Source organism: Pseudomonas sp. GL-B-19, assembly GCF_019956415.1.
Taxonomy (GTDB): domain Bacteria; phylum Pseudomonadota; class Gammaproteobacteria; order Pseudomonadales; family Pseudomonadaceae; genus Aquipseudomonas.
Map to the genome: position 1 here is coordinate 258,417 of NZ_JAHBDK010000042.1, position 11,073 is coordinate 269,489.

The following is an 11,073-nucleotide window of genomic DNA, read 5'->3' on the forward strand; positions in this document are numbered from 1 at the left end:
TGTCGGTCTCTAGAAACCGTCAATTCCGGCAACTCGTAATGTTTCACTCAAGGCCAGGACCTGCGGGTCGCGAAAAAATGCGCTCAGTTGGGCCGCACGTCCCGGGCCGATCCCGGCTTCAGCCTGCCATTGTTTGGTGTTTCGATTCGCCAGTTCCTGCCATGAATTGGCAAGCTGTGCCTGCCCCGTCGGAGGTAAACCCAAGGCTTTCAACCAGCGACTGAAAGGACGCTGTCGAGCACTGTTGAAACTGTTTAAAAGACGAGCACTGCTGCGTTCGCCGAAGCCGTTAATGGTAGCAAGCTCTTGAGCGTCGAAGGTCAACCAATCCAGAAGGCCATTCAGACGGCCTGTTTCTAAAAGTTTCTCCCATGTTCCGGGGCCGACATGGGGTAAGGCCAGCCCTTGCTTGCCACTGAGCCAGGCCAGTCGCGCAAGGAATTGGCTTTCGCACCCCGGTGTCGGCTTCCAGCAACTCAAAAGATGGAAGTCGGCTGCCAGCGGAACATTCAACTCGGGGCGTTCGGTGTTGCGCAGTACAACGCTGTCGAGCCTGGGAATGGTCAGTCCCGCCAAGCTGATGGACACCTGATCGCCGGGACGGATGTCCAGTTCCTCCCAGCGCCGCAGCGAGCTGACACTTACGCGCTTGATCTGCCGGTCATCGAGCGTCACTGGTGTCAGGTTCAGCACCGGTGTGATCCGACCGGTGCGCCCAATTTTGAACTCGACTGTTCGCACCTGCGCCAGCGCCTGAGCGAACGGGTATTTCCAGGCGACGGCCCAGTAGGGTGTTTTTGCTTGCCAGCGTTCGGCCGAGGGGCGCTGACTTTGGCGCAGGACGACACCGTCACTGGCAAACGGCAGGGACGAGCGATACCAGTGATCGCGCCAACGTTGCGCATCAGCCAATGTCTGGATCGGTTGGCTGTAGGGCGCAGTGCTCGGGAAGCCCAGCTCATCCAGAGTCACGCTACGCTCGGGCAGATTGGCCGGGCCTTGTGGCCAGTCCCAGACAAACAGCCTGATGCCGGTGGCGTGTTCAGGGGTGATGGTCTTGCGGGCCATCAGGCCGGCCACGGTGGAGCGGGCATTGAGGCTACCGCTCTTGGCTTGTACGTGGTCAGTCAGATGCCAATAGAGTTCGCCTTGCACCAGCAAATCCACTGATTGGGCCAGTTGCCGAGGAATGCTGGGGATCAATCGTGCCGAGGTCGTCCAGTCCTGTCCGTTCACCCCGTCGCCACGGCTGATGGCTTGGTGTAGCAGGCCATCGCGATAGATCAAAGTCACGGCCACACCATCGACCTTGGGTTGTATCCAGAGGTCCTTGCGATCGCGCAGCCAGTTTTCCACGGCCTGTTCATCACGGAGTTTGTCCAGGCCAGTGTGGGCGATGGGATGGGCTGTCTGGCCACTGGCAGTGCGCAAGGGTTCGGGCGCACTGCCCAAGTCAAAACACTCACGCCATTCGATCAATTGCGCGCGGGACTGATCGTAGATGTCGTCGGCGACCAGTGAGCGTCCGCTCCGGTGATAGCGGTCGTCCCAACGGTCGATTTGTTTTTGCAAGGCGGTAATTTCGTCCAGGGCGCGGGCGGGTGGCCAGTCGGGGCAGTCGGCTGCGTTTGAGCTGAGGCAAAACCAGGTCAGGAAGAAAACGGAAAACAGGCGCAGAAGCATTGTGAGCGTCCTTGCTCAAGTGGAGTGCTTGAAGGCTAGTCAAAATTTTCAGGCGGGAAGGGTAGGTGTTTTGCCTGGTGTTTCAGGGCGACCGGGCTGGCCTCTTCGCGAGCAGGCTCGCTCCCACATTCAATCTGTGGCGTACACAAAACCCCTGTGGGAGCGACGGTGCGACGATTCGACCTGCTCGCGATGGCGGCGATACGGTGCAAAGCGAAAGACAATAAAAAGCCCCGCACGGCGAACCGTGCAGGGCTTTGGGTACCGCCGGGGAAATCTTACAAACCGGCAGCCAGACGCAGGTCGTCGGCGCGGTCGGTTTTTTCCCAGGTGAACGTGGTGAATGTATCGTCGCCCACGGTCTTGGTGGCCGGGGTGCGACCAAAGTGGCCGTACGCAGCGGTTTCCTGATACATCGGGTGCAGCAGGTTGAGCATGGTGGTGATTGCGTATGGACGCAGGTCAAAAATTTCGCGAACCAGTTTGACGATTTTGTCGTCGCTGATTTTGCCGGTACCGAAGGTGTTCAACGAGATCGACGTAGGCTGAGCAACACCGATCGCGTAGGAAACCTGAATCTCGCAGCGCTCGGCCAGGCCGGCAGCAACGATGTTCTTGGCCACGTAGCGGCCGGCGTAAGCGGCCGAACGGTCAACCTTCGATGGATCTTTACCGGAGAACGCGCCGCCGCCGTGACGGGCCATGCCGCCGTAGCTGTCGACGATGATCTTGCGACCGGTCAGGCCGCAGTCGCCAACCGGGCCGCCGATGATGAACTGGCCAGTCGGGTTGATGTGGAACTGGGTGTCCTTGCTCAGCAGTTCGGCAGGCAGTACGTGCTTGACGATCAGCTCCATCACGCCTTCGCGCAGGTCTTTGTACGACACGTCAGGGTTGTGCTGGGTCGACAGTACAACGGCGTCGATACCGACAACCTTGCCGCCTTCGTAACGGCAAGTCACTTGCGACTTGGCGTCCGGGCGCAGCCAAGGCAGCAGGCCGGATTTACGGGCTTCGGCTTGCCGTTGCACAAGCTGGTGCGAGAACGTGATCGGTGCTGGCATCAGCACGTCGGTTTCGTTGCTGGCGTAGCCGAACATCAGGCCCTGGTCGCCGGCGCCCTGGTCTTCAGGCTTGGCACGATCAACACCCTGGTTGATGTCGGGAGACTGCTTGCCGATGATGTTCATCACGCCGCAGGTCGCACCGTCAAAGCCGACATTGGAGCTGTTGTAGCCGATGTCGAGAATCACGTTACGGACGATGTCTTCCAGATCGACCCAGGCCGACGTGGTCACTTCACCGGCGATGATTGCAACGCCGGTTTTTACCAGGGTCTCGACCGCTACACGGGCGAACTTGTCTTCAGCAATGATGGCGTCCAGCACTGCATCGGAAATCTGGTCGGCGATTTTGTCCGGATGTCCTTCAGACACGGACTCGGAGGTGAAGAGGGAGTATTCGCTCATCTCGATGTTTTCCTGAATTTACCGATGGTGAGTGTCGCCAGTCGGTCGCTGAAAGTGGCGGACCTGGATCTGGAAACCATTACGTAAGCCTATATAGAGACTTTCCCCGGGAACGAGTCCCGCAGCGGTGGCCCAACGGGCCAAATCGTCCTGTTCAAACCCCATCCAGAGATCACCGCAGGCCTCCCTGGCCCAACTCTGGTTGTGGCTACATAACTCTGTCACGAGCAGGCTGCCGCCCGGATGCAGCAGGTCGGCCATGTGCTTGAGCGCTTCGGCGGGCGCGGCGAAATGGTGCAGCACCATGTTCAGTACAACGCAATCGGCTTGAAGGCTTACACCGTTCAATGCATCGGCCAATTGCAGGCTGACGTTAGCCAGCTTTTCACGTTCACAGACCTGGCGGGCCAGTTCGAGCATCGCCGGGCTGTTGTCCAGCGCGGTGACTTCAGTGAAGCGGCGCGCCAGTTCCGGCAGAAACTCGCCGTCACCGGGGCCGACTTCAATGGCCGTGGCGCCTGTGCTGAAACTCAACTTGTCGAGCAAGGCCACCACGCTTTCGCGGTACTGCGGCAGGCCGGCGATCAAGTCTTGCTGGGCGCGAAATTTCTCCGCGACCCGTGAGAAAAAGTCCCGGCTGGCCGCCGCTCGTTGCCCATGCACCTGACCGATCCGCGATTGCACATCGGCCGGCAGGGTCAGGTTGTCCACTTCTTCCAGCAGCGCGGCGTGCAACTTGCCACCCAGCAGGTCGGTATGGGGCAGGGCGCGACGGTAGAAAATCGCGTTACCTTCACGGCGGGTCGCCACCAGGCCGGCCTGGGCCAATACCTTGAGGTGATGACTCATGCCGGACTGACCGATGCCGAAGATCTGCGCCAGTTCCAGTACGCCGAACGAATCGTTGGCCAGGGCACGCAATACATTCAGACGCAGAGGATCGCCGCCGGCCTTGCAGAGGGCCGCCAGCTCGTCGCAATTGTCATGTTGAATGGAAGGCACGGGTAAATTCATAGGGCCAGCAGTCTAGTGACGGGTAGAAATCCCTGCAAGAGCAATATCAAAAAGTTTTGATATTGCTCGATAGATGGCACTTCTCGGCGTCAGGTTCAGTCAACAAACGGACAGCGGAAAGGTTTCACCCGTCGAAACCGTCGTTATCAAATGGAAAAACGCCTCCAGATGACTATCTGTCATTGCCCCGAGGCGGCCCGGTGAGGGAAAATGCTCGCCTTTTTTCCATTTCGTTTTATTCACTCTCGTTACAGAACCCGCAGGAGAACAGCGATGCCAAGCCGTCGTGAGCGTGCCAACGCCATTCGTGCCCTCAGCATGGATGCCGTGCAAAAAGCCAACAGCGGCCATCCCGGTGCCCCTATGGGTATGGCGGATATCGCCGAAGTACTTTGGCGTGACTACCTGAAGCACAACCCGAGCAATCCATCGTTCGCCGACCGTGACCGCTTCGTGCTGTCCAACGGTCACGGTTCGATGTTGATCTACTCGCTGCTGCACCTGACCGGCTACGACCTGTCGATCGATGACCTGAAGCAGTTCCGCCAATTGCACAGCCGCACCCCGGGCCATCCGGAACTCGGCTACACCCCGGGCGTTGAAACCACCACCGGTCCACTGGGCCAGGGCCTGGCCAACGCCGTGGGTTTTGCCCTGGCTGAAAAAGTCATGGCGGCGCAGTTCAACCGTCCTGGTCACAACATCGTCGACCACCACACCTATGTGTTCCTGGGTGATGGCTGCATGATGGAAGGCATCTCCCACGAAGTCAGTTCGCTGGCCGGTACTTTGGGCCTGGGCAAGCTGATCGCTTTCTACGATGACAACGGCATCTCCATCGATGGCGAAGTCGAAGGCTGGTTCACCGACGACACGCCAAAGCGTTTCGAAGCCTACAACTGGCAGGTGATCCGCAACGTCGACGGTCATGATCCGGAAGAGATCAAGACTGCAATCGAAACCGCGCGCAAAAGCGATCAGCCAACCCTGATCTGCTGCAAGACCACCATCGGTTTCGGTTCGCCGAACAAGCAAGGTAAAGAAGACTGCCACGGCGCCCCATTGGGTGACGCGGAAATCGCCTTGACCCGCGCTGCACTGAAGTGGAACCACGGTCCGTTCGAAATCCCGGCTGACATCTACGCCGAGTGGGACGCCAAGGAAGCCGGCAAAGCGACCGAAGCCGAGTGGGATCAGCGTTTCGCTGCTTACTCCGCTGCGTTCCCGACCGAAGCCAACGAACTGATCCGTCGTCTGAGCGGTGACCTGCCAGCCGACTTCAGCGAAAAGGCCGCCGCCTACATCGCCGAAGTGGCTGCCAAAGGCGAAACCATCGCCAGCCGTAAAGCCAGCCAGAATGCTCTGAATGCCTACGGTCCGATGTTGCCGGAATTCCTCGGCGGCTCGGCTGACCTGGCCGGCTCCAACCTGACCCTGTGGAAAGGTTGCAAAGGCGTCACCGCCGAAGACGCCAGCGGCAACTACATGTACTACGGCGTGCGCGAGTTCGGCATGACCGCCATCATGAACGGCGTTGCCTTGCACGGCGGCCTGGTGCCTTACGGCGCGACCTTCCTGATGTTCATGGAATACGCCCGCAACGCAGTGCGCATGTCGGCCCTGATGAAGCAGCGTGTGATCCACGTCTACACCCACGACTCCATCGGTCTGGGCGAAGATGGCCCGACTCACCAGCCAATCGAGCAACTGGCGAGCCTGCGTTGCACGCCGAACCTCGACACCTGGCGCCCGGCCGATGCCGTTGAATCGGCGGTGTGCTGGAAGTACGCGCTGGAGCGTAAAGACGGCCCGTCGGCGCTGATCTTCTCGCGTCAGAACCTGCAGCACCAAACCCGCAATGCGATCCAGATCGCCGAAATCGCCCGTGGCGGTTACGTGTTGAAGGACTGCATCGGTGAGCCTGAGCTGATCCTGATCTCCACTGGTTCCGAAGTGGGCCTGGCGGTTCAGGCTTACGACAAGCTGACCGAACAAGGTCATAAAGTGCGCGTTGTTTCGATGCCGTGCACCAGCGTGTTCGATGCTCAGGATGCTGGCTACAAGCAAGCGGTTCTGCCGTTGCAGGTCAGCGCCCGTATCGCCATCGAAGCCTCCCACGCGGACTACTGGTACAAGTACGTGGGCCTGGAAGGCCGCGTGATCGGCATGACCACCTACGGCGAGTCGGCGCCTGCGCCAGCCTTGTTCGAAGAGTTCGGCTTCACCCTGGAAAACATCCTGGGTCAGGCTGAAGAGCTGTTGGAAGACTAAGCACAACGCGGTGGTTTCATGACCACCGCAATCCCTTGTAGGAGCTGGCTTGCCAGCGAAGACGTCTGTGCAGCCAACGGCAATGCAGAGACTAATGGCCTCTTCGCTGGCAAGCCAGCTCCTACAAGGGTTGTGTTGTTAACGAGATTTCGTCTGACTGCGTCTATCGAGAACCCCATGCCTCAACCGCGTCCTTACAAAGTTGCACTCAACGGCTACGGCCGGATTGGTCGTTGCGTCTTGCGTGCGTTGTTTGAGCGAGGCGAAAAGGCCGGGTTTGAAATTGTCGCGATCAACGATCTGGCTGACATGGCCAGCATCGAATACCTGACACGCTTCGACTCCACTCACGGGCGTTTTCCCGGTGAAGTGAAAGTCGACGGCGATTGTCTGCATATTAATGGCGACTGCGTGAAGGTCCTGCGCAGTGCCACCCCCGAAGGCATCGATTGGGCGTCGCTGGGCGTCGATCTGGTGCTGGAATGCTCCGGCGCTTATCACACCCGTGAAGACGGCCAGCGGTTCCTCGACGCTGGCGCGCCACGTGTGCTGTTTTCCCAGCCGATGGCCAGCGAGGCGGATGTCGACGCCACCATCGTCTACGGCGTGAACCAGGATTGCCTGACCGGCAACGAACTGCTGGTGTCCAACGCGTCCTGCACCACCAACTGTGGCGTGCCGCTGTTGCGTCTGCTGGATCAGGCCATCGGTCTGGAATACGTGTCGATCACCACCATTCACTCGGCGATGAACGATCAGCCGGTCATTGATGCCTATCACCATGAAGACCTGCGCCGCACCCGTTCGGCGTTCCAGTCGGTGATTCCGGTGTCCACCGGTCTGGCGCGAGGCATCGAACGCCTGCTTCCGGAACTTGCCGGGCGAATTCAGGCCAAAGCCGTACGCGTGCCGACGGTTAACGTGTCTTGCCTCGATATTACGATGCAGACCGTCAGCGACACCGACGCCACCGAGGTCAACCGGATTCTGCGCGAGGCCGCCACCAGTGGCCCGCTCAAAGGCTTGCTGGCCTATACCGAGTTGCCTCACGCCAGTTGTGATTTTAACCATGACCCACATTCGGCGATCGTCGATGCCAGTCAGACCCGAGTTTCCGGCCCACGGCTGGTGAACATCCTGGCCTGGTTCGACAACGAATGGGGTTTTGCCAACCGAATGCTGGACGTTGCAGAACATTATCTGCAAACAGCTACTCCAACAGCTTCTCCAAAACAGTAACTCAGGAATTGCGACCCATGACCGTGTTGAAGATGTCCGACCTCGATCTGCAAGGTAAGCGCGTACTGATCCGCGAAGACCTCAACGTCCCAGTCAAGGACGGTGTTGTCACCAGCGATGCGCGAATCCTGGCCTCGCTGCCGACCATCAAGCTGGCCCTGGAGAAAGGCGCGGCCGTGATGGTCTGCTCGCACCTTGGCCGTCCGACCGAAGGTGAGTTCTCGTCCGAGAACAGCCTCAAGCCAGTCGCCGACTACCTGAGCAAGGCCCTGGGCCGCGAAGTGCCGCTGGTCGCTGATTATCTGGGCGGCGTCGACGTGAAAGCCGGCGAGATCGTACTGTTCGAAAACGTGCGCTTTAACAAAGGCGAGAAAAAGAACGCTGACGAACTGGCCCAGCAATACGCCGCCCTGTGCGACGTGTTCGTGATGGACGCCTTCGGCACCGCTCACCGCGCCGAGGGTTCGACCCACGGCGTGGCCAAGTTCGCCAAAGTTGCCGCCGCTGGCCCGCTGCTGGCTGCTGAACTGGACGCACTGGGCAAAGCCCTCGGCGCCCCGGCTCAGCCAATGGCCGCCATCGTTGCCGGCTCCAAGGTCTCGACCAAGCTCGACGTACTGAACAGCCTGAGCCAGATCTGCAACCAGCTGATCGTCGGCGGCGGCATCGCCAACACCTTCCTGGCCGCTGCCGGTCACCCGGTTGGCAAATCACTGTACGAACCGGACCTGCTGGACACCGCTCGCGCCATCGCCGCCAAAGTCAGCGTGCCACTGCCGGTCGACGTAGTCGTTGCGAAGGAATTCGCCGAGAGCGCCACCGCGACCGTCAAGCTGATCGCTGACGTGGCCGCCGACGACATGATCCTGGACATCGGCCCGCAGACTGCGGCGAATTTCGCCGAGCTGCTGAAGTCGTCCAAGACCATCCTGTGGAACGGTCCGGTAGGCGTGTTCGAATTCGACCAGTTTGGTAACGGCACCAAAGTGTTGGCCCAGGCCATCGCAGAAAGCTCGGCGTTCTCCATCGCTGGCGGCGGCGACACTCTGGCCGCCATCGATAAATATGGCGTTGCGGATCAGATCTCCTACATTTCTACCGGTGGCGGCGCGTTCCTTGAATTCGTCGAAGGCAAGGTGCTGCCAGCTGTTGAAGTCCTGGAAAGCCGGGCTAAGGCCTGAGGACGCCCATTTGACCAGGCAATGGAGTGTTTACATGGTCAAGACGTCAACGCTGTTGATCGCAGCGGGCCTGTTGGCGGCTTGCGGGAGTAACCCGAAAGCCACGCCGGAGCCCGCGCCGCAGAACCAGGAAAAAGGCTGCTACCAGGCCGACTGGCAAGCGGAAACCAATCCTGTGCTCAACAAGCGTTCCGGGCCGGATGGCCTGGATAAATACGAGACACGGACACCCGCCAAGGAACAGGGCTGTCCTTGACGGGTCTGACTCATTACTCAGGGCTGGCGGCGTGCGCCGTCAGTCGAGGAACATGGATGAAAGGTTTTATCGCCGTTACGGCGCTGGCGTTGCTGGCCGGTTGCGCTCAGTTGAACCTGTTCCAGTCGTCTGCACCTGTGGATAACTGGACCACCTGGACCTGCGACAGTCAGGCCAAAGTGCTGTGGCGCTACACCGACGACAGCCGCAAGGAAGTCGACGTGCGCCTGGGCGGGGCTGATCAGGTCTATCGCCTGAAGCTGGAGCCGGGAGCGGAAGGTTCGCTGTATAGCAACGACATGCTGGCGTTTCACGTAAAAGGTGAGGAAGGCCTGGTGTACTGGGTCGCCACCAATGATTTGATCGGCCGCGGTTGTAAAGCCGAGTAATAACGGCCCGACGCAACCCCCTGTAGGAGCTGGCTTGCCAGCGAAGAGGCCCTTGAGGCATGTGGTGTCCCGGCGGACGCCTTCGCCGGCAAGCCGGCTCCTACAGGGGATGTGTTGGCCAGTACGCATTGACCGAATTCGCAGCCCGGACCAACCCCCGATCTGCAATAACTTGAATAGCCGCCGCCGCTACGGCAGGCTGGCACGATTAACGACCCAAACCGGGAGAGACACACACAATGGCACTTATCAGCATGCGCCAGATGCTGGACCACGCAGCCGAGTTCGGCTACGGCGTTCCAGCCTTCAACGTCAACAACCTTGAGCAGATGCGCGCCATCATGGAAGCCGCTGACAAGACTGACTCCCCGGTGATCGTCCAGGCTTCGGCCGGTGCTCGCAAATACGCCGGCGCCCCGTTCCTGCGTCACCTGATCCTCGCGGCAATCGAAGAATTCCCACACATCCCGGTGTGCATGCACCAGGACCACGGCACCAGCCCTGACGTCTGCCAGCGCTCCATCCAACTGGGCTTCAGCTCGGTAATGATGGACGGTTCCCTGGGCGAAGACGGCAAGACCCCGACGGACTACGACTACAACGTCCGTGTTACCCAACAAACCGTGGCCATGGCTCACGCCTGCGGCGTCTCGGTAGAAGGCGAGCTGGGCTGCCTGGGTTCGCTGGAAACCGGCATGGCCGGTGAAGAAGACGGCATTGGCGCCGAAGGCGTTCTGGATCACAGCCAAATGCTGACCGACCCGGAAGAAGCCGCTGACTTCGTCAAACGCACCCAGGTCGACGCCCTGGCCATCGCCATCGGCACCAGCCACGGCGCGTACAAGTTCACCAAGCCGCCTACCGGCGACGTACTGGCTATCGACCGCATCAAAGAAATCCACAAACGTATCCCGAACACCCACCTGGTGATGCACGGTTCGTCTTCGGTTCCGCAAGAGTGGCTGGCGATCATCAACCAGTACGGCGGCGACATCAAAGAAACCTACGGCGTGCCGGTTGAAGAAATCGTTGAAGGCATCAAGCACGGCGTGCGCAAGGTCAACATCGACACTGACCTGCGCTTGGCGTCCACCGGTGCGATGCGTCGCCTGATGGCTACCAACCCGAGCGAGTTTGACCCGCGTAAGTTCTTCGGCGCGACTGTGACGGCGATGCGTGACGTGTGTATCGACCGTTACAACCAGTTTGGTACTGCTGGTAATGCTTCGAAGATCAAGCCGATCTCGCTGGAAGGGATGTATCAGCGGTATTTGAAGGGTGAGTTGAACGCTAAGGTGAACTAAGACCTTTAGTGTTTGAGTTGCATAAAAACCCGCCGAGACAGACTGTGTGAAAACACACTGATGGTGGTTCCAGCAAACGCCCCGACTTGTTCGGGGCGTTTGCTTTTGTGCTCACAGCAGACGAAAAAAGGCTTTTCAGCCCATCAGCGCCATCATCTGACGCACGCCCAGCACGTTAATCGCTCTTTTCAGGTTATAGGCGTTCACCGCCAAGGCCATTTCAGCCCTCGCGCCTTCAAGCTGTCGCAGCAAGAAGCGCGCGTTACC

The 11,073-nt window shown here is 59.6% G+C and carries 9 protein-coding genes; 6 read left to right on the forward strand and 3 right to left on the reverse strand.

What is annotated here, in order from left to right; genetic code table 11:
- Positions 1–9 precede the first annotated feature (9 nt).
- The 3 genes from ligB to KGB06_RS18335 all read right to left on the reverse strand — a co-directional run bounded on the left by ligB (position 10) and on the right by KGB06_RS18335 (position 4,166).
- On the reverse strand, positions 10–1,683 hold the full coding sequence (ligB, locus tag KGB06_RS18325) for an NAD-dependent DNA ligase LigB (protein ID WP_223518170.1): 1,674 nt from the start codon (positions 1,681–1,683) through the stop codon (positions 10–12).
- A 278-nt stretch (positions 1,684–1,961) separates the two neighbouring features.
- The gene (metK, locus tag KGB06_RS18330) at positions 1,962–3,152 is read right to left on the reverse strand and encodes a methionine adenosyltransferase (protein ID WP_223518173.1); all 1,191 of its coding nucleotides are present in this window, start codon (positions 3,150–3,152) and stop codon (positions 1,962–1,964) included.
- Positions 3,153–3,170: 18 nt separating this feature from the next.
- A complete protein-coding gene (locus KGB06_RS18335) occupies positions 3,171–4,166 on the reverse strand; it encodes an ArsR/SmtB family transcription factor (RefSeq protein WP_223518176.1) in 996 nt (331 codons plus the stop codon).
- Between the two features lie 273 nt (positions 4,167–4,439).
- On the opposite strand from KGB06_RS18335, the gene tkt reads away from it, so the two are divergent.
- The 6 genes from tkt to fba all read left to right on the forward strand — a co-directional run bounded on the left by tkt (position 4,440) and on the right by fba (position 10,806).
- Positions 4,440–6,437, forward strand: coding sequence for a transketolase (gene tkt, locus KGB06_RS18340; RefSeq protein ID WP_223518179.1), 1,998 nt, complete (start codon positions 4,440–4,442; stop codon positions 6,435–6,437).
- Between the two features lie 177 nt (positions 6,438–6,614).
- Positions 6,615–7,676, forward strand: a complete 1,062-nt coding sequence (epd, locus tag KGB06_RS18345; protein ID WP_223518181.1) for an erythrose-4-phosphate dehydrogenase — start codon at positions 6,615–6,617, stop codon at positions 7,674–7,676.
- Positions 7,677–7,693: 17 nt separating this feature from the next.
- Positions 7,694–8,857 carry a phosphoglycerate kinase gene (locus KGB06_RS18350; RefSeq protein ID WP_223518184.1) on the forward strand — a complete coding sequence of 388 codons (1,164 nt, stop codon included), beginning with the start codon at positions 7,694–7,696 and terminating at the stop codon, positions 8,855–8,857.
- A 34-nt stretch (positions 8,858–8,891) separates the two neighbouring features.
- Complete coding sequence (locus KGB06_RS18355) at positions 8,892–9,113, forward strand: hypothetical protein (RefSeq protein WP_223518186.1); 222 nt, start codon at positions 8,892–8,894, stop codon at positions 9,111–9,113.
- A gap of 56 nt (positions 9,114–9,169) precedes the next feature.
- Positions 9,170–9,502, forward strand: a complete 333-nt coding sequence (locus KGB06_RS18360) for an MliC family protein (RefSeq protein ID WP_223518188.1) — start codon at positions 9,170–9,172, stop codon at positions 9,500–9,502.
- Positions 9,503–9,741: 239 nt separating this feature from the next.
- A complete protein-coding gene (fba, locus tag KGB06_RS18365; protein WP_007945427.1) occupies positions 9,742–10,806 on the forward strand; it encodes a class II fructose-bisphosphate aldolase in 1,065 nt (354 codons plus the stop codon).
- Positions 10,807–11,073 lie beyond the last annotated feature (267 nt).

What these genes read in the sequence shown, in the direction of transcription:
- KGB06_RS18355 (WP_223518186.1), top strand. Translation starts at nt 8,892, where the DNA reads ATGGTCAAGACGTCAACGCTGTTGATCGCAGCGGGCCTGTTGGCGGCT.
- fba (WP_007945427.1), top strand. Translation starts at nt 9,742, where the DNA reads ATGGCACTTATCAGCATGCGCCAGATGCTGGACCACGCAGCCGAGTTC.
- ligB (WP_223518170.1), bottom strand. Translation starts at nt 1,683, where the DNA reads ATGCTTCTGCGCCTGTTTTCCGTTTTCTTCCTGACCTGGTTTTGCCTC.
- KGB06_RS18360 (WP_223518188.1), top strand. Translation starts at nt 9,170, where the DNA reads ATGAAAGGTTTTATCGCCGTTACGGCGCTGGCGTTGCTGGCCGGTTGC.
- KGB06_RS18350 (WP_223518184.1), top strand. Translation starts at nt 7,694, where the DNA reads ATGACCGTGTTGAAGATGTCCGACCTCGATCTGCAAGGTAAGCGCGTA.
- epd (WP_223518181.1), top strand. Translation starts at nt 6,615, where the DNA reads ATGCCTCAACCGCGTCCTTACAAAGTTGCACTCAACGGCTACGGCCGG.
- metK (WP_223518173.1), bottom strand. Translation starts at nt 3,152, where the DNA reads ATGAGCGAATACTCCCTCTTCACCTCCGAGTCCGTGTCTGAAGGACAT.
- tkt (WP_223518179.1), top strand. Translation starts at nt 4,440, where the DNA reads ATGCCAAGCCGTCGTGAGCGTGCCAACGCCATTCGTGCCCTCAGCATG.
- KGB06_RS18335 (WP_223518176.1), bottom strand. Translation starts at nt 4,166, where the DNA reads ATGAATTTACCCGTGCCTTCCATTCAACATGACAATTGCGACGAGCTG.